This window comes from Rathayibacter rhapontici (genome assembly GCF_001995175.1).
Lineage (GTDB): Bacteria > Actinomycetota > Actinomycetes > Actinomycetales > Microbacteriaceae > Rathayibacter.
Genome location: NZ_MUKN01000018.1, coordinates 24,047 through 42,115 on the forward strand (window position 1 = coordinate 24,047; position 18,069 = coordinate 42,115).

Sequence of the window (18,069 nt, forward strand, 5' to 3'; positions counted from 1 at the left end):
GCTCAGTACCAGTGCGGCGTGCGGGAGTTCCACTTCGCCCAGGCGTTGCAGGGCGATCCGTACGAGCTCCTGATGTACGAGAGGCCCCAGTCCACCTGCGTCGCCGCGTTGGTCTGGTAGTCCGATCCGGAGGAGGCCATCTTGCTCGCAGGCAGTGCCTGCGGGATCCCGTAGGCACCGGAGGAGCGGTTCAGGGCGTTCCAGCGCCAGCCGGACTCGCCGTTCCAGAGCGGGACTAGGCAGGAGTCCATCTGGTCCTGGCCCCAGCCGTAGTTCCCGAGGACCGTCCGCGCGTACGCCTGCGCCTGCGAGGGCGACATGCCGTCGGTGCGGCCGGCGTAGGTGCTGAGGGCCGCGATGGTCTCGGGGGAGCTGTTGCGCGCTCCGGTCGGATCGTCGTTCCCGAGCTGCAGCGGCCCACCACCGGGAGCGGCGGGGGCGGGTGCGGCGGCCACGGGGCGCGAGCCGGCGGCCGGCGCAGTGCGCGTCGCCTCCTGCTGGGCGGCCTCCCTGGCGCGGCGCTGCTGGTCCTCGAAGACCGCCTTCTCCTGCTGCCCGGTCGCGTACTGCTCCTCGAGTGCCGCGGTCGTGTTCTTGAGCTCGGCGAGCTGGGCGTAGAGCGTCGAGCTGTACTCCTCCTGCTCGGCCACCTTCGCGTCGGCCGCCGACTGCGCCGCCTCGGCCTCGTCGAGGGCCCGACCGGCCGCATCGGCGAGGGCGACCCGCTCGGAGCGGGCCTTCTCGGCCTGGGCGGCGAGAGCGCCGGCCTCGTTCTCGCTCGTCTCGGCCGCGGTCTGCAGGGTGCTCGTCTGGAGCGTCAGCTGGCTCATCGTGCCGATGCGGTACAGCAGCTCGTCCGACTCCTGGCCGCCGACGAGGAGGTTCAGCGTGGCGTCGGTGCCGCCGGTGCGGTAGAGCTGGGCGGCCAGCCGGCCGGCCTGCTCCTTCGCGGCATCGGCGGCGGAACGTGCGGCATCGGCTCGGCTCTCGAGAGCGGTGACCCGCTGGCCCGCCTCGTCGAGCGCGGTGCGAGCGGCGTCCGCCTCGGACGCGCGGGCGATGGCGACGTCGGTGAGCTCGGCGGCCTGGTCGCGGAGATCGGCCAGGAAGGCCGTGATCCTGTCGACCTCGGCCGCCGTCGCGCCCTCGCTGTCCTTCGCGGCCTCGACGTCGGACCACGACGGGTAGTCGGCGGGGTCGTACGCGGCGGAGGCGGTCAGCGGTGAGGCGAGGGAGGCGCACAGGACGAGGAGAGTGCCGGTGCCCGCCGCGATCAGGCGTCGACGCGCGCGCGAGGCGACGCGGAGGCCGAACGGGGAGCGGGACATGCGCTCCAGCCTAAGCGACGGCCCCTTCGCCTGTCTCGTCCCGGGACACCGCTCTCCGGCCCCGGCGCGGACGCTCGAGGGTGAAGCCGCGGACGCCCGCCTCCGCACCGGCCCCGGACAGCTCCTCGCGGGCCGCGTCGAGCAGGCTCCGCAGGGCGTCGTCGCGGACGCGGACGGCGCGGGCGGCGAGACGGCGCTGCGGATGGTCGTCGACGGGATCCTCCTCCGCCGGGAGCGCGACCGAGTAGGCGGCCAGGACCGCGTCGAGGTCGGCCTCCTCGAGGGTCGACGCGAGCAGGATGCGGTCGAGGACGTCGTCCCAGTCCTCCCGCGCCGAGGCGCCGTCGCCGTGCAGCCAGGCCGACGCCTCCGCCCGGCCGTCCTCGGTCAGGGCGTGCAGGGGGAGTCCGTCCTCCGTCGCTCCGGCCGGGAGGACGAGACCGCGCTCGCGCAGGCGCTCGAGCGTCGAGTAGATCTGCCCCACGTTCACGCGGCGGCGGTGCGCGGCGCGATCCAGCAGCTCGGAGTGCAGCTGCAGCCCGTAGGCGGGACCGAGGGTGAGGAGCGCCAGGAGACCGTCGCGGACCGACACGGGACTCCTCTCGAACGTGCCCGAGCAGGAGCAGGCACCGGACGTCCCGAGTATAGGCAGGGGATCCGAGCGCACCCCGGGCGGGCGCGGCGAGCCGCCTTGTCGGCGCGGGACGGCTGATGCATACTCTGACGTGGTGGCTCGTCCACCGCACAATCGAAGAATGCACCGCTAGTCGTACGTGGTCCGGGTCGTTGGGGAAGACGCACCGGGACGAACGGAGGACAGCATGGTGGCGCAGCAGACTCGGGGTGTGCTCTTCGTGCACTCCGCCCCTCGCGCGCTCTGCCCCCACCTCGAGTGGGGAGCCGGGCGCGCTCTCGGTCGTGCCGTGAACTTCGAGTGGATCGACCAGCCGGTCCTGCGGGGCACGCAGCGCGCCGAGTTCGCCTGGGAGGGACCCCCCGGCACCGGCGCGAGCATCGCCTCCGCTCTGCGCGGCTGGGAGGACGTCCGCTACGAGGTCACCGAGGAGCCGTCCCCCGGTGTCGACGGCGGCCGCTGGATGCACACCCCCGGCCTCGGGATCTTCTTCGCCCAGACCGACAGCGTCGGCAACACCGTCGTCCCCGAGGACCGCGTCCGCGCCGCGATGGAGACCGCCGGCGCGACCCCATCGAGCTCCACCGCGAACTCCGCCTCGCCCTCGGCCAGGCCTGGGAGGACGAACTCGAGCCGTTCCGGTACGCGAGCGACTTCGCGCCGGTCATCTGGATGCACGGAGTCGGCTGACGCCGACTCCGTGCATCGTCGACGCCGCTCCTCGCGCGGCGTCGCGCGGTCGGCTTCGCGAGCTGGTCGCGTTCCGAAGAGCGGGTTGCGATCGGCGACGCCGAATCGCTGGCACGCGATTCGGCGGATGCGCCTTGCGGGGCTCGGCGATCGGGTGACGGGGGCGAGCTCGGGACCTTCGACCGGTGGAGTCCGGCTCAGGCGCCGCACCTTCGGCTCGTGGGAAGCGGCTGGGCTCGCCGGATCGTCTGATTTCGCGAGCCGAGTGTGGTTCTGCGGGTCGGAGACGACGTCAGGAGGTCGGGACGCCGCTGCGCGTCGCGGGGAAGGAGACGAGTCCGTACCGGGTGATCGGCTCGACGGAAGGGACAGTGCCGGTCGGAGGCGCCCGAGGGCATCCTTCCCGCGGTTTCGGCTCGTGGGATCGGGTCGGGCTCGTCAGATACCGTGATTCTCGTGCGCCCAACGCGGTTCTGCGAGCCCGAGGTGCGGTCCGCGGGTTCCAGCGACGGGTGCTGGTGCCCGGTACGGCGAGCAGTGCGTCGATTCCCTCTCGGCGACCCCTGCTGCGGAAGCCCGACGGAAGTGCTTCGCGTCGATGTCCGGCAGGGCGAGCGCGCGGTGCCCGATGCCCGATCGGGCGAGCTGACCGCCGATGCCCGGATGGGCGAGTACCGCGCCGATGCCCGGCAGGGCGAGCCGTGTATCGATGCCCGGCAGGGTGGACTGTGTGCCGCTGCCCGGCAGGGCGAGCCGTGTGTTAGTGCCCGGCAGGGTGAACTGTGCGCCGATGCCCGAGAGGGCGAGCCGTGTGTCGATGCCCGATAGGGCGAGCCGTTTGTCGATGCCCGGAAGGGCGAGCTCCGCGCCGATGCCCGGCAGGGCGAGCCGTGTATCGATGCCCGGCAGGGTGAGCTGAGCGCCGATGCCCGGAGGGCAGCGCGCACCCCACCCGAGCGCCGCGAGGCGCATCCGGAGATCCGCGTCCCAGCGGATCTCCGTCGCCGCACCGCACCGGCCCTCGGGAACTCAGCCCCCTAGGGAGCGGACGCGCCTTCGTTGCGCTCGGCGCAACGAAGCCCGCGTTCCGCTCGGTCTACTGGGCGAAGCCCCGTCAGACCGACCGGAACGCGGCCACAGCATTGTGCCCCCCGAACCCGAAGGAGTTCGAGAGGGCGACGAGCGGGCCGTCGCCGAGGGCGCGGGGGCTGGTGACGACGTCGAGGGGGATCTGGGGGTCCTGCTCGGTGAGGTTGATCGTCGGCGGGGCGGTGCGCTCGTGGAGGGCGAGCACGGTGAAGATCGCCTCGAGGGCGCCGGTGCCGCCGAGGAGGTGGCCGGTGGCCGCCTTCGTCGCCGAGACGGCGATGCTGGGCAGGTGGTCGCCGAACACGCGGGCCAGGGCGCGGTACTCGGCGATGTCGCCGACCGGGGTGCTGGTCGCGTGGGCGTTGACGTGGACGACGTCGGTGGGCGCGGCGCCGGCCTGCTCGAGGGCGGCGATCATCGCGCGGGCGGCGGCGGAGCCCTCGGGGTCGGGGGCGGTGATGTGGTACGAGTCGCTGGTGACGGCGCCGCCGGCGAGCTCGGCGTAGATGCGGGCGCGCGGGCGAGGGCGTGCTCCTCGGTCTCGAGGACGAGCGAGGCGGCTCCCTCGCCCATGACGAAGCCGTCGCGGCTCACGTCGTAGGGGCGGGAGGCGGTGGCCGGGTCGTCGTTGCGGCGCGAGAGGGCCTGCATGGCGGCGAAGGCGGCGAGGGGGAGCGGGTGGATGACCGACTCCGTGCCGCCGGCGATGACGACGTCGGCGAGACCGCGCTGGAGGTGCTCGTAGGCGTTCGCGAGAGCTTCGGTGCTCGAGGCGCAGGCCGAGACGTCGGTGCGGGCGTAGGCGCGGGAGGGGATGGACATGCTGATCGCGGCGGCGGCGGCGTTGGGCATGAGCATCGGGATGGTCATGGGCAGGACGCGGCGGGGTCCGCGCTCGCGCAACGTGTCCCACGCGTCGAGCAGCGTCCAGAGTCCGCCGATGCCGGTGGAGTAGTCGACGCCCACGCGCAGCGGGTCGATGTCGGTGATGCCCGCGTCGGCCCAGGCCTCGCGAGCCGAGATCACGGCGAAACGGGCGGAGGGATCGAGCCGCTTGAACTCGGCACGGGGCAGGACGTCCTCGGGACGGACCTTGGCCTGGCCGGCGAACGTCACGGGCAGCTCGTGCTTCGCGACCCACTCGGCCTCGATGGTGCTGATGCCGGACTCCCCTGCGAGCAGGGCGTTCCACGAGTCCCGGGCGGTCCCGCCGAGGGGCGTGGTGGCTCCGAGGCCGGTGACGACGATTTTCTTGGTGCTCATGACGACGTTCTCTGTTCCGTGACGGGGTGGGTGCGGGCGCACCCCGGCCGGGCGGGAGCCGGGCCGGGGTGTCCGCCTCAGGGGCGCGGAAGTGCTACTCGGACGCCTTGACGATGAAGGTGACCGCGTCGCCGACCGTCTTGAGGTTCTTGACCTCGTCGTCCGGGATCTTCACGTCGAACTTCTCCTCGGCGTTGACGACGATGGTCATCATCGAGATGGAGTCGATGTCGAGGTCGTCGGTGAACGACTTGTCCATCTCGACGGAATCGGTCGCGATGCCGGTCTCGTCGTTGACCAGCTCGGCCAGGCCGGCGAGGACTTCTTCGGTGGACAGTGCCATGGTGCTCTCCTTGAGGGGTTCGGTTCGGGTTGTCGTCGAGTGACCGTGAGTCAGTTTAGGGGTGGGGTGGTGCCCCCTAAGGGAGCACCACGACCTGCGCGCCGAAGACGAGTCCGGCGCCGAACCCGATCTGCAGGGCGAGTCCGCCGCTGAGCTCGGGGTGCTCCTCGAGCAGGCGGTGGGTCGCCAGCGGGATGGAGGCGGCGGAGGTGTTGCCGGTCGTCTCGATGTCGCGGGCGATCGTGACGGTGTCGGGCAGCTTGAGCTGCTTCGCGAACTCGTCGATGATGCGCATGTTCGCCTGGTGCGGGATGAACGCGGCGAGGTCGGAGGGCTCGACGCCCGCCTCCGCCAGCGCCTGCTTCGCGATCTTCGCCATGTCCCAGACGGCCCAGCGGAAGACGGAGGGGCCGTCCTGGCGGAGGGTGGGCCATTCGGCGCGCCCCTCGCGGTAGGCGAGCATCGGGTTGTCCATGCCGACGGTGTCCCAGCGGGAGCCGTCCGAGCCCCAGACCGTCTTCGAGATGCCAGCCGAGTCGCTCGGCCCGACGACCGCCGCGCCGGCGCCGTCGCCCAGGAGGAACGAGATGCTGCGGTCGGTGGGGCTGACCAGGTCCGAGAGCTTCTCGGCGCCGACGACGAGCACGTACTCGGCGAGGCCGGAGCGGATGAACGAGTCGGCCTGCGCGATGCCGTACGTGTATCCGGCGCAGGCGGCCGAGATGTCGTAGGCCGGGGCCGGGTTGGCGCCGATGCGGTCGGCCAGGAGGGCCGCGAGCGACGGGGTCTGCACCGTGTTGCTGATGGTCGAGACGAGGACGACGCCGATCTGGTCGGGACGGATGCCGGCCTTCTCGATCGCCTCGAGGGAGGCGGTGGTCGCGAGGTCGACCGCCTGGACGTCGGCCGAGGCGCGGCGGCGCTCGATGATGCCGGTGCGCTGGCGGATCCACTCGTCGGAGGAGTTGATCGGCTCGATCAGGTCGTCGTTCGGCACGACGCGGTCGCCGCGCGCCGCTCCGATGCCGAGGATCCGGGTGTAGGCGGTACCGCTGGACTGGGTGAGGGAAGGGGTCGTCATGGGTCTCTCCTGCTAGGCGGCGTGCTCGTCGATGAAGGCGCGGGCGGCGTCGAGGTCGTCGGGGGTCTTGACCGCGAGGGTCGGCAGGCCCTTGAGGCCGCGCTTGGCGAGGCCGACGAGGGCGCCGGCGGGGGCGAGCTCGATGAGGCCGGTGACTCCCGCCTCGGCGAACGCGGCCATGCAGAGGTCCCAGCGCACCGGCGAGGCGACCTGGCCCACGAGGAGGTCCAGGAAGGCCGGGCCGGACTCGACGACCGAGCCGTCGCGGTTGGTCCACAGGCGCAGGGTCGGGTCGGACGGGGTGAGGCCGGCGGCCACCTCGGCGAGCGAGTCGCGGGCGGGCGCCATGTAGCGGGTGTGGAAGGCTCCGGCGACCTGGAGCGGGATGACGCGGGTGCCGGCGACCGGCTCGTCCTTGAGCGCCTGCAGGGCGTCGACGGCTCCCGCGACCACGATCTGCCCGCCGCCGTTGTAGTTGGCCGGCTCGAGGCCGAGCTCGTCCAGGCGGGCGAGGAGCGCCTGCTCGTCGCCACCGAGGACGGCGCTCATCGCGGTCGGCTCGGCGGCGGCCGCCGCGGCCATGGCGCGGGCGCGCTCGCGGACGAAGACGAGGGCGTCGGCCTCGGAGAGGACTCCCGCTCCGGCGGCCGCGGTGATCTCGCCCACCGAGTGCCCGGCGATGCCGGCGATCCGATCGCGGCGTCCGCCCTCGAGGAGGGCGGCGAGGCTGACGAGTCCGGCGGAGACGATCAGCGGCTGGGCGACCGCGGTGTCGCGGATGGTGTCCGCATCCGACTCGGTGCCGTGCGCCGCGAGGTCGATGCCGACGGCGTCGGAGTGGGCCGCCACCTGCTCGGCGACGGACGGAACGGCCAACCAGGGCGCGAGGAATCCGGGGGTCTGGGAGCCCTGACCCGGGGCGACGACGACGATCACGTGTCCAGTCTTCCGATCCGCGCCACCGTGGGCGCCACTTGTTCGTACGGAGAAACCACAAAGAGCTTGTGGCGGGTCTACAAGGAGTCGGCGTCAGCTGCGCGCGGGACGGCGCCGGACGGCTCCGTCGGGGTCGCTCATCGAGCCGAGGATGAGCGCCGACTGGAGGATGAGCGCCTCCCTGGCCCCCGTCGCGTCCCAGCCGATCACCTCGGCGACGCGCTTCAGCCGGTAGCGGACCGTGTTGGGGTGCACGAACAGCTCGCGGGCGGTCGCCTCGAGCGAGCGCCCGTTGTCGAGGTAGGCCCACAGCGTGGTGAGCAGCTCGGTCGAGTGCTTCTGCAGGGGCTTGTAGATCTGGGTGATGAGGCTCTGCCGGGCGAGCGGATCGCCGGCGAGCGCGCGCTCGGGCAGGAGGTCGTCGGCACTGACCGGTCGCGGCGCGTTCCGCCAGGAGCGGGCGACGGCGAAGCCGGCCAGAGCGGCCCGGGCGCTGCGGGAGGCCTCGACGAGTGTCGGGACCTCGTGGCCCAGCACCAGGTGGCCGGTGCCGAACCCGGGCTCGAGCGCCTCCGCGATCTCGAGGAACGCGACCGGCGGACCCGTCTCCTCCGTCGCGTTCTCGCTCGGCTCGGCGCGGCCGATCACCAGGACGAGGCGGCTGCCCTGGACGCCGATGAGCACGTCGGCGTCCATGTGCCGGGCGGTCCGCCGCAGCTGGTCGACGTCGAGCATCTTCGGCGCCGTGCCGACCAGGACCGCGACCTCGCCGTGCCCGTGCCAGCCGAGGGCGGCGATGCGGCTGGGCAGCTCGTCGTCGGCCTCGCCGGTCAGGATCGAGTCGACCACGAGGGCCTCGAGGCGCGCATCCCAGAGGCCGCGGGCCTCGGCGGCGCGCGCGTAGACGTCGGCCGCCGCGAACGCCACCTCGCGGGAGTAGAGGAGGATCGCCTCGCGGAGGTCCTCGCTGCCGTTGCGGACCCGGTCCTCGACCACCTCGACGGTGACCTTGATCAACTGCAGCGTCTGGGTCAGCGACACCGAGCGGAGCAGCTCCCGGGGAGCGGCTCCGAACACGTCCGCCGCGATCCACGGGGTCGCCTGCGGATCGTCGAACCACGAGATGAACGACGTGATGCCGGCCTGGGCGACCAGGCCGACGGCCGAGCGCCGACCCGGCGGCATCGCTCCGTACCAGGGGAGCGTGTCGTCCAGGCGCTTGATGGTCTGCGTCGCGAGTTCACCGGCGATGGTGCGCAGCCACGCGAGGGTCTGCTCCTTGGTGCGCGCAGCACCCGGCCGTGAGGCCGGGGCTGCGGCAGCAGACCCTCGCGTGGTCGACGACGACGCGTCGGGGGAGAGCACCGACTTGTCCGTCAGCTCTCGCCGCCCGCGTTGCCGGTGGTGCCGGCGTTCACGTCGTGCAGCCGGTACTTCTCGATCGCCTGGACCGACAGCGAGGGGTCGACCTCGCCGCGCTTGGCGAGCAGCTGCAGCGTGCGCACCACGACGGACGGGCCGTCGATCTTGAAGTGGCGACGAGCGGCGGCGCGGGTGTCCGAGAAGCCGAAGTCGTCCGCTCCGAGCGTCGCGAAGTCGCCCGGGATGAACTGGCGCAGCTGGTCGGGCACCTGGTGCGAGAAGTCGGAGACGGCGACGAAGGGGCCCTTCGCGTCGGCGAGCTTCTCGGTGACGTACGGCACCTGCTGAGCGTCCTCGGGGTGGAGGAAGTTGTGCTGCTCGGCCTTCATGCCGTCGCGGCGCAGCTCGTTCCACGAGGTGACCGACCAGACGTCGGCCGAGACGCCCCAGTCCTCCGCGAGGAGCTTCTGCGCCTCGATCGCCCACGGCACCGCGACGCCGCTGGCCAGCAGCTGCGCCTTGGGTCCGTCCCACTGGCCCCAGGAGACGCGGTGGATGCCGCGGACGATGCCGTCCACATCCACGTCCTCGGGCTCGGCGGGCTGCACGATCGGCTCGTTGTACACCGTGAGGTAGTACATGACGTTCGGATCGGAGTGCTCGCCGCCGTACATCCGCTGGAGACCGGACTGCACGATGTGCGCGATCTCGTAGCCGTACGCCGGGTCGTAGCTGACGACGGCCGGGTTGGTCGCCGCGAGGATCGGGGAGTGCCCGTCCGCGTGCTGCAGGCCCTCGCCGGTCAGCGTGGTGCGTCCGGCGGTCGCTCCGATCATGAAGCCGCGGGCCATCATGTCGCCCGCCGCCCAGATCGCGTCGCCGGTGCGCTGGAACCCGAACATCGAGTAGAAGACGTAGACCGGGATGAGCGGCTCGCCCTGCGTCGAGTAGGAGGTGCCCACCGCGGTGAACGCCGCCAGCGCCCGCCTCGTTGATGCCGACGTGCAGGATCTGCCCCTGGGGGCTCTCCTTGTACGCCAGCAGCAGCTCGCGGTCGACCGAGGTGTAGTGCTGCCCGCGGGGGTTGTAGATCTTCGCGTTCGGGAAGAACGCGTCCATGCCGAAGGTGCGGGCCTCGTCCGGGATGATCGGGACGACGCGGTTGCCGAAGTCCTTGGAGCGGAGGATGTCCTTCAGGATGCGGACGAACGCCATCGTGGTGGCGATCTCCTGCGTCCCGGAGCCCTTCTTGCCGATCTTGTACGCGGAGTCGTCCGGGAGGTTGAGCTGCGTGTACTTCGAGCGGCGCTCGGGGAGGTAGCCGCCGAGCGCGCGGCGGCGCTCCTGCAGGTACTCGATCGCCTCGTCGTTCTGACCGGGGTGGTAGTACGGCGGGAGGTAGGGGTTCTCCTCGAGCTGGGCGTCCGTGATCGGGATCCGCATGGTGTCGCGGAAGCCCTTCAGGTTGTCCAGCGTCATCTTCTTCATCTGGTGGGTCGCGTTGCGGCCCTCGAAGCTGCGGCCGAGACCGTAGCCCTTGATGGTGTGGGCGAGGATGACGGTGGGCTGGCCCTTGTGCTCCGTCGCGGCCTTCATGGCCGCGTAGATCTTGCGGTAGTCGTGGCCACCGCGGCGAAGACCCCAGATCTGCTCGTCGGAGTAGTCCTCGACCAGCTTCTTGGCGCGCTCGTCGCGGCCGAAGAAGTTCTCGCGGACGTAGGCGCCGTCCTCCGTCTTGTAGGTCTGGAAGTCGCCGTCGGGCGTCTTGTTCATCAGGTCGAGCAGCGCGCCCTCGGTGTCGCGGGCGAGCAGGTCGTCCCACTCGCGGCCCCAGATCAGCTTGATGACGTTCCAGCCGGCACCGCGGAAGTACGACTCGAGCTCCTGCACGATCTTGCCGTTGCCGCGGACGGGTCCGTCGAGGCGCTGGAGGTTGCAGTTGACGATGAAGTTCAGGTTGTCGAGGCCGTCGTTCGCGGCCACCTGGAGCTGACCGCGCGACTCGACCTCGTCCATCTCGCCGTCGCCGAGGAAGGCCCAGACCTGCTGGTCGGACGCGTCCTTGATGCCGCGGTTGGTGAGGTACTTGTTCGCCTGCGCCTGGTAGATCGCGTTGATCGGCCCGAGGCCCATCGACACGGTCGGGAACTGCCAGAACTCCGGCATGAGGCGCGGGTGCGGGTAGCTCGAGAGCCCTCCGCCGCTGTGCGAGCGCTCCTGACGGAAGCCGTCGAGCTGGTGCTCGGTCAGGCGTCCCTCGAGGTAGGCGCGGGCGTAGGGACCGGGCGAGGCGTGACCCTGGATGAAGACCTGGTCGCCTCCGCCGGGGTGGTCCTGGCCGCGGAAGAAGTGGTTGAAGCCGACCTCGTACAGCGACGCGCTCGACGCGTACGTCGAGATGTGGCCGCCGACGCCGATGCCGGGACGCTGCGCGCGGTGCACGAGGATCGCGGCGTTCCAGCGGATCCACGCGCGGTAGCGGCGCTCGACGTCCTCGTCACCGGGGAACTCGGGCTCGTTCTCGGGCGCGATGGTGTTGATGTAGTCCGTGGTCGGCACCATCGGCACGCCGAGGTGCAGCTCCTTGGAGTGCTTGAGGAGGCTGAGCATGACGTCGCGTCCGCGACCCGCACCCCGCTCCTGCACGAGCGCGTCCAGCGACTCGTTCCACTCCGACGTTTCCTCGGGGTCCGAGTCCACGTGACCGACGGAATACGGGTCCTGATCGTTAACAGTCACCCTCGACCTCTCTCTGGGGGCAGATCGTGCCCGAGACATCATTCTCATGAAGCGGTGCGGATCCACGCGCGGGGGCTACGGATGACGAGCTGCGCGCAGGCACCTGGGCAAGCCTAGCGATTCCCGCCTACTGTGGCGATCCACGACGGAAGCGTTCAGCGGTCTGTGGGGTAGCACCATCCGGAGGGCCCTTCGCGGCCATCGGGCGAGTCGGCTCCGATCCCCGGTTCGACGATCCCCCTTGGTGGGGGCCCGAAGCGGGTCTAGCATTGCCCCTCGTGCTCGCGCGAATCTCGTGCGCACGGAAGGACATCGGACCGATGGCTCTCGAGAAGCTGACGCTCGCTCCCGACTTCGAACTCGCCAACCAGTACGGCGAGCGGATCCAGCTCGGCGACTTCCACGGGCGGCGCAACGTCGCCCTCGTCTTCTTCCCCCTCGCCTTCTCGGGCACCTGCACGGGGGAGTTCTGCGCTCTGCGCGAGAACCTCTCGCTCTTCGAGCACGCGGACGTCGAGGTGATCGGCATCTCCGTCGACTCCAAGCACACGCTGCGCGCCTGGGGCGAGAAGCAGGGCTACGACTTCACGCTGCTCTCGGACTTCTGGCCGCACGGCGACGTGGCGAAGCAGTACGGCGTCTTCGTCGAGAGCAAGGGCTACGCGACGCGCGCGACGTTCCTCATCGATCGGGAGGGCGTCATCCGCGACACCTTCATCACCGAGCCCGGCGAGGCGCGCTCGATCGACGCGTACCGCGCCGCCATCGAGGCCCTGCAGCCGGCGCACGCCTGACGCTCTCCGCGAGATGCCGCTCCGGTACGGCTCCTGCGGCGTGCCGTGCACCGGAGTGGCATCCCGCCCAGGCGCAGCCCGAGTGATCGGGTAGCGGGTCAGTTCAGGATGTCGACCGCGCGGGCGATGACCAGGGCGAGCAGGACGAATCCGGTGACGCCCTCGACGGCCATCAGGAGCTTCGCCCGACTCGAGAGCGGCATGGTGTCGGTCGGGCTGAACGCCGTGGTGTTCGTCGTCGAGACGTAGAGGTAGTCGACGAAGCCGGGCCGCCAGTCGGCGCGCTCGGAGGAGGTCGCCGAGACCTCCTGCACCGTGTCGCGGTAGCCGTCCTGCGGGAACGCGAAATCGGCGGCGGGCAGCTCGGCCCGGGGGAGCGTGCCGCGGGCGACGGGGCCGCCGCGGTCCAGCTCCCAGTAGAGCAGCGCGTACGCGACCACGTTCGTCACCCAGACCTGCAGGGCGGTCAGCAGGAGGAGCGGCCCGTCCGTGGACCCGTCGACGAGCGCCGTGATGAGGGCGACGACGCTCACCTGGTTGGCGACCGCGAGGACGACGGCCAGCGAGATCGAGACGGCCCGCGACCACTTCGTCCCGCTGTCGAGGCGGCGCGGGTTGACGACGAACAGCGGCACGAGGAGGACGAGGGTGAGCGCCGCCGCGGCCAGCCTGACCGCCGACGTGCGGTCGTCGTGGCCCAGGACGTTGAGAGCGACGGCGACGAGGATCGCGGCGGAGGCGGGCCAGCGGCTCTCGGCGCGCCGCCTCGCCCGGTCGCCGGGTGCGTCGGTCATGTGCCGAGGCTAGCGGCGCCGAGCGGCCGGGGCCGCGGGGGACCGTGCCGTACGATGGGGACGCTCGTTCGCGGCCTGGCCGCGACGGGGGCCTTTAGCTCAGTTGGTAGAGCGCCACGTTTACACCGTGGATGTCATCGGTTCGAGCCCGGTAGGGCCCACCTCGGGATCGCGCTCGGCGGATCCGCACTCGGCGGCTCCGGCCTCAGCGGGTCTGGCGGCGCTTGTAGGGCTTGGGCTGGCCCTTGACGATCGGGGCGCGGCCGGTTCCCTTCGAGGCCTTCGCCTTGCCGCCGGCGGGAGCCGCCGCCTCGGGCTCGTCGCCGAGGGCCGCGAGCTCCGCGCGGGCGGAGGCGAGCCGTTCGCGGCCGGCCGCGGTGAGCACGGTGCGGGACGCGCCGGGCTCGAAGAGCGGACGCCCGAGGTCGAACTCGACGGCGGCGACGGAGGAGTCGAGCTTCTTCCGCGAGATGCCGAGCTTCTCGGCAGCGCGCACGAAGTGCAGCTCCTCGGCGACCGCCACGAAGTGGCGCAGCTGGCTGATCTTCATCCGGAACCCTTCGCGGCCGCGGGCACGGCCTCCTGAACCCTACGCGGTCGGGGAGGAGGAGCCGACCCGTCCATCGCCGCCGATCCCTCCGGCCGTTCTTGCATGAGAGCGCTCTCGCCTCTACCCTGCGCTGGTGGGCGGAACCCGAAGCCGCCCGCGGAGGAGGCCGACGTGGGCGCGCTCGTCTACAGCGGCTTCGCCTCGATCGACGGCTACACCCGGGACGAGGCCGGCGGCTTCACCTGGGCGGAGCCGCGACCCGAGGTGCACCGCTTCATCAACGAGACCGAGGCGGAGGTGCGCACCTACCTCTACGGCCGGCGGATGTACGAGACCATGAGCCCCTGGGGGCCCGGATTCGCTCTCGCCGAGCAGTTCGCCTTCATCCGCGACTTCCAGGAGATGTGGCGGGCGGCGGACAAGGTCGTGTACTCGCGGACCCTCGACGACGTCCGGACCGAGCGCACCCGGCTCGAGCGACGCTTCGACAGCAGCGTGGTGCGCGAGCAGGTCGACGCGCTCGATCACGACGCCTCGATCGGAGGGGCCGACCTCGCCGGTCAGGCTCTGCGCGCGGGCATCGTGGACGAGATCCGCTGGTACGTGGTGCCGGTCGTGGTCGGCGGCGGCACGCCGTTCCTGCCGCCGGGATTCCGGGCCGCGCTGGAGCTGCGCGAGCAGCGGCGCTTCAGCGACGGGACGCTCTTCCTCCGCTACGGGGTCGTGCGCTGAGGCGGGGTCAGGCGCCGACGAGCTCCGCGATCCTGCTCGCGATCCGAGCGCCCTGGGCGCGACCGGCCTCGGCCGAGGCGGCACGCACGGCGGGGTCGAGCGAGTTGGGTCCGAAGGCGCGGATCGACGCTTCGTCGGCGTAGACGACCTCGACCCGCGAGGACGAGAGGGCGTCCAGCTCGGCCGTCGGCAGCGTGCCCGCTCCGGGCGCGCCGATGCCGGGCAGCGGAGTGACGACGAGGACCCAGTCGGCGCCCGCGGCCAGGTCGGCGTTGCTCCCCGAGCGCACGCCCCCGTCCATGTAGCGCACGCCGTCGATCGTGACGGGCGGCCAGACGCCCGGGACCGCGCAGCTGGCGGCGATGGCGTCGACCAGCGGGACGCCGCTCGTGCGGTCGAAGACGACGAGGGCGCCGGTGGCGGTGTCGACCGCGGTGATCAGGAGGCGCCGATCGGGCCAGTCCGCGTCGGCGACGCGAGCGGCGATGACGTCGCGGCGCGACTCCTCCGGCAGGGTCGGCGTCGACAGGGCGAGCACGCCGATGCGACGACGAGCGTCCTCGGGCGAGGTCGCGCCCTCGATCGCGGCGGCGAAGCTCGCCTGCAGCGCCTCGGTGTCGATGACGGCGCCGATCTCGGCCGACTCCTCGCGCAGCTGCGAGGCGTAGGCCTCGTCGAGTCCGACGGAGGTGCTCAGCTGGGCCGCGACCGCGGATCCCGCCGACGTGCCGAGGAACGTGGTCGAGGGGTCGAGCAGGAGCCGGGCCGCCTCGGGGGACGCGTCGGCGATGCCGCGCACGACGCCGAGCTCCCAGGCGATACCGGCCAGTCCGCCTCCGGCGAGGACGAGGGCACCAGGCATGGACGAGTTCCTTCCGCAGGGGTCCCGCTGCTCCGGTTCCGGGCGCGGCGCCTCTACGCTGGCACACGGTTCTGGACGTCGCCCCCTGCGCCCCGTGGGGGAGTGCTCAGGAGCGCTTGCGCTCGCGCACGATCGTCCAGACGTTCTGCCCGTCGACGCGCCGGTGGTCGAAGCTGGTCACGAGGGCCTGGATGAACGGGATGCCGCGTCCGGCCTCCTCCCACTCGTCGGGCATCTCGCGGCGCTCGGCGACGTCGATGTCGGCCGCCTCGCCCGAGTCGCTCAGAACGGCGCGCATCTCGAGGTCGTCGACGCGGATCCCGACGCGGCAGACGACGGGCCGGGAGGAGCGCGCGTGCTGGACGACGTTGGAGGTCACCTCGACGAGGGCCGTGGTGAAGGACATGCGGTCCCACGAGCCCAGCCCGGGGCTCTCGGTCCAGAGCTCGTCGAGCGCCTCGTGGATCGCGGTCATCCCGTCGTCCGGGGGAGTGTGCAGGACGAAGGAGCGCTCAGGCACGGCGCGCCCCGCGGACGGCGTCCGCTCCGATGCCGGTGCGAAGCTGCATGAGTCCTCCTGCGAGCGAGCGCGCCCTGCGGCCCGAGCCGCGGATCCGCGGGGGCGGTCCAGGACGGGCGGTCGTGCGACTCCGGTTCCGGTGCTCGTGGCCCGGGAAGTCGATCCGGGACGACGGTACAAGGAATCCGGGCGATCCGGCGACGGCGGGCCGCGCTGGAGACACCACGACTCAGCCGCGGGAGGCGGCGATCGCGTCGGCGGCCAGGCGGGCGGAGGTCTCCCGGTCGCGCAGCCAGAGGGGCACCGAGCGCGCCCGCAGACCCGCGGCCTCGAGGGCGGGGACGGCTCCGGCGTCCTCCTCGCCGACCAGCCACGCGTCGAGCAGTCCGCCCGCGGAGCGGGAGCCGTAGTGCAGGCCGACGGCCTCGGCCGAGGGCTCGACGCCGATCGCGGCGAGGCAGGCGTCGGCCATGCCGCGCACGACGGCGCCCCCGATCACCGGGGAGACCCCGACGACGGGCGCCGACGTCGTGCGCAGGGCGTCGGCGATCCCGGGCACGCCGAGGATCGTGCCGATCGACACGACGGGGTTCGACGGAGCGACGAGCACCGCATCCGTGTCGGCGATCGCCTCGAGGACGCCGGGAGCGGGACGCGCGGTCTCGACCCCCTTCTGCACGAAGCGGCGGGCGGGGACGGAGGCGCGCAACCGCACCCACCACTCCTCGAAGTGCAGCAGGCGCACCCCCTCGCCGGGCAGGTCGACCTCGACGTGAGTCTCGACGTCGTCGTCGGACATGGGGAGCAGCCGGACGCCGAGGGGCCAGCGCGCGGTGATGCGCTCGGTCGCCTCCGACAGGGTGAGGCCGTCGCGCAGCATCGAGGTGCGGGCGATGTGGGTGCCGAGGTCGAGGTCCCCGAGCGTGAACCAGGGCCAGCCGACGCCGAACGCGGCGAGCTCCGCCGAGACCCGCTCCGACTCGCCCGCGCGACCCCAGCCGCGCTCGGTGTCGTTCACTCCGCCCAGGGCGTAGGTGAGGGAGTCGAGGTCGGGGCAGACCTTGAGCCCGGTGAGCCACATGTCGTCGCCCGTGTTGGCGACCACCGTGATCTCGGACGGGCCGCCGCCCGCGGCCTCGAGGTCGCGGAGGTGCTCCCGCACGGCCGAGGTGAAGCGGGCTCCTCCGACGCCGCCGGCGAGGATCGTGATGCGCATCCGCTCACGGTACCGCGCTCGCGGGGCGGCGACGGAATCGGTGGAGCCGACTCCTTAATCCCGCGGATTCCCAACCGAAACACGCGGGAAACGTCGAAGGACGACGATGAACCCCTGTCCACGGAGTCGGACGGGACGTTGCCTTCGGGCGCTCGGCCCACCACAGTGGGACCACGGTCCCCCGGCTCCGCATCCGCAGGGTGCCGAGGCACCCGAGGAGTTCCGCCGTCGAAGCCCCGCTGGCGGATGGCCCCACTGTCATGGAGGTACCGATGACCATCGTCCGCGCAGCGATCACCCAGACCACCTGGACCGGCGACAAGGAGTCGATGCTCGACAAGCACGAGCAGATGGCCCGGGACGCCGCCGCCGACGGGGCGCAGGTCGTCTGCTTCCAGGAGCTGTTCTACGGCCCGTACTTCGGCATCACCCAGGACAAGAAGTACTACCGCTACGCCGAGCCCGCCGACGGCCCGATCGTGCAGCGCTTCGCCGCCCTGGCGAAGGAGCTCGGGGTGGTGATGATCCTCCCGATCTACGAGGAGGAGCAGACGGGCGTGTACTACAACACCGCGGTGGTCGTCGACGCCGACGGCACGATCCTCGGGAAGTACCGCAAGCACCACATCCCGCACCTCGACCGCTTCTGGGAGAAGTTCTACTTCCGCCCGGGCAACCTCGGCTACCCCGTGTTCGACACCGCCGTCGGCAAGGTCGGCGTGCACATCTGCTACGACCGGCACTTCCCCGAGGGCTGGCGGGAGCTGGGCCTCAACGGCGCCCACCTGGTCTTCAACCCCAATGCGACCAAGCCGGGCCTCTCGAACCGCCTGTGGGAGGTCGAGGGACCGGCCGCCGCCGTGGCGAACGGCTACTTCGTGCTGCAGCCCAACCGGGTGGGGCGCGAGGACAACGAGTACGGCGACCTCGCGGTCGACTTCTACGGCACCAGCCAGGTCATCGATCCGCGGGGGGAGTTCGTCGGCGAGCGCGGCTCCGGGGAGAGCGAGGAGATCCTCATCCGGGACCTCGATCTCGACATGGTGCAGCAGATGCGCGACGACTGGCAGTTCTACCGCGACCGCCGACCGGAGTCGTACACCAGCATCCCGAAGCCGTGACCGCCCGAACCACCC

General features: G+C 71.8%; 15 protein-coding genes, 1 tRNA gene and 3 pseudogenes. 5 read left to right on the forward strand and 14 right to left on the reverse strand.

Annotated elements, in window-relative coordinates; genetic code table 11:
• Positions 1-2 precede the first annotated feature (2 nt).
• Together B0T42_RS07655 and B0T42_RS07660 are read right to left on the reverse strand one after the other, a co-directional pair.
• Complete coding sequence (locus B0T42_RS07655; protein WP_077222635.1) at positions 3-1,328, reverse strand: coiled-coil domain-containing protein; 1,326 nt, start codon at positions 1,326-1,328, stop codon at positions 3-5.
• A gap of 10 nt (positions 1,329-1,338) precedes the next feature.
• Entirely contained in the window at positions 1,339-1,920 is a 582-nt protein-coding gene (locus tag B0T42_RS07660; protein WP_158078070.1) for a PadR family transcriptional regulator, read from the reverse strand.
• A 229-nt stretch (positions 1,921-2,149) separates the two neighbouring features.
• On the opposite strand from B0T42_RS07660, the pseudogene B0T42_RS07665 reads away from it, so the two are divergent.
• Positions 2,150-2,652: pseudogene (locus tag B0T42_RS07665) on the forward strand (DUF3145 domain-containing protein).
• A 438-nt stretch (positions 2,653-3,090) separates the two neighbouring features.
• Here the strand turns inward: B0T42_RS07665 and B0T42_RS07670 are convergent.
• The 7 genes and pseudogenes from B0T42_RS07670 to aceE all read right to left on the reverse strand — a co-directional run bounded on the left by B0T42_RS07670 (position 3,091) and on the right by aceE (position 11,465).
• Positions 3,091-3,624: a hypothetical protein gene (locus tag B0T42_RS07670; RefSeq protein ID WP_077222637.1), complete on the reverse strand. Its 534-nt coding sequence runs from the start codon at positions 3,622-3,624 to the stop codon at positions 3,091-3,093.
• A gap of 142 nt (positions 3,625-3,766) precedes the next feature.
• Positions 3,767-5,004: pseudogene (locus B0T42_RS07675) on the reverse strand (beta-ketoacyl-[acyl-carrier-protein] synthase family protein).
• 94 nt (positions 5,005-5,098) lie between these two features.
• Positions 5,099-5,347, reverse strand: a complete 249-nt coding sequence (locus B0T42_RS07680) for an acyl carrier protein (protein ID WP_055792757.1) — start codon at positions 5,345-5,347, stop codon at positions 5,099-5,101.
• A 76-nt stretch (positions 5,348-5,423) separates the two neighbouring features.
• On the reverse strand, positions 5,424-6,428 hold the full coding sequence (locus B0T42_RS07685; RefSeq protein ID WP_077222638.1) for a beta-ketoacyl-ACP synthase III: 1,005 nt from the start codon (positions 6,426-6,428) through the stop codon (positions 5,424-5,426).
• A 12-nt stretch (positions 6,429-6,440) separates the two neighbouring features.
• Entirely contained in the window at positions 6,441-7,364 is a 924-nt protein-coding gene (locus B0T42_RS07690; RefSeq protein WP_077222639.1) for an ACP S-malonyltransferase, read from the reverse strand.
• A gap of 93 nt (positions 7,365-7,457) precedes the next feature.
• Entirely contained in the window at positions 7,458-8,729 is a 1,272-nt protein-coding gene (locus tag B0T42_RS07695) for a PucR family transcriptional regulator (RefSeq protein WP_077222640.1), read from the reverse strand.
• A gap of 11 nt (positions 8,730-8,740) precedes the next feature.
• Positions 8,741-11,465: pseudogene (gene aceE, locus B0T42_RS07700) on the reverse strand (pyruvate dehydrogenase (acetyl-transferring), homodimeric type).
• A gap of 320 nt (positions 11,466-11,785) precedes the next feature.
• Between aceE and B0T42_RS07705 the strand changes: the two are divergent.
• Positions 11,786-12,259, forward strand: coding sequence for a peroxiredoxin (locus B0T42_RS07705; protein WP_077222641.1), 474 nt, complete (start codon positions 11,786-11,788; stop codon positions 12,257-12,259).
• Positions 12,260-12,357: 98 nt separating this feature from the next.
• On the opposite strand, the gene B0T42_RS07710 is transcribed toward B0T42_RS07705, so the two are convergent.
• Entirely contained in the window at positions 12,358-13,053 is a 696-nt protein-coding gene (locus B0T42_RS07710; protein ID WP_077222642.1) for a DUF1345 domain-containing protein, read from the reverse strand.
• Positions 13,054-13,141: 88 nt separating this feature from the next.
• On the opposite strand from B0T42_RS07710, the gene B0T42_RS07715 reads away from it, so the two are divergent.
• Positions 13,142-13,214, forward strand: a tRNA-Val gene (locus tag B0T42_RS07715).
• Positions 13,215-13,258: 44 nt separating this feature from the next.
• Here the strand turns inward: B0T42_RS07715 and B0T42_RS07720 are convergent.
• On the reverse strand, positions 13,259-13,603 hold the full coding sequence (locus B0T42_RS07720) for a helix-turn-helix domain-containing protein (RefSeq protein WP_077222643.1): 345 nt from the start codon (positions 13,601-13,603) through the stop codon (positions 13,259-13,261).
• Positions 13,604-13,774: 171 nt separating this feature from the next.
• Here B0T42_RS07720 and B0T42_RS07725 point away from each other — a divergent pair, with 171 nt between their 5' ends.
• Entirely contained in the window at positions 13,775-14,335 is a 561-nt protein-coding gene (locus B0T42_RS07725; protein WP_077222644.1) for a dihydrofolate reductase family protein, read from the forward strand.
• 7 nt (positions 14,336-14,342) lie between these two features.
• On the opposite strand, the gene B0T42_RS07730 is transcribed toward B0T42_RS07725, so the two are convergent.
• The 3 genes from B0T42_RS07730 to cofD all read right to left on the reverse strand — a co-directional run bounded on the left by B0T42_RS07730 (position 14,343) and on the right by cofD (position 16,933).
• Positions 14,343-15,197 (reverse strand): patatin-like phospholipase family protein, encoded by an 855-nt coding sequence (locus B0T42_RS07730; protein WP_077222645.1) that lies wholly within the window; start codon positions 15,195-15,197, stop codon positions 14,343-14,345.
• A gap of 106 nt (positions 15,198-15,303) precedes the next feature.
• Entirely contained in the window at positions 15,304-15,717 is a 414-nt protein-coding gene (locus tag B0T42_RS07735; protein WP_077222646.1) for an ATP-binding protein, read from the reverse strand.
• A 229-nt stretch (positions 15,718-15,946) separates the two neighbouring features.
• Entirely contained in the window at positions 15,947-16,933 is a 987-nt protein-coding gene (gene cofD, locus B0T42_RS07740) for a 2-phospho-L-lactate transferase (RefSeq protein WP_077222647.1), read from the reverse strand.
• A 272-nt stretch (positions 16,934-17,205) separates the two neighbouring features.
• Here cofD and B0T42_RS07745 point away from each other — a divergent pair, with 272 nt between their 5' ends.
• Positions 17,206-18,054 (forward strand): nitrilase-related carbon-nitrogen hydrolase, encoded by an 849-nt coding sequence (locus tag B0T42_RS07745; RefSeq protein WP_077222648.1) that lies wholly within the window; start codon positions 17,206-17,208, stop codon positions 18,052-18,054.
• The last annotated feature ends 15 nt before the right edge of the window (positions 18,055-18,069 follow it).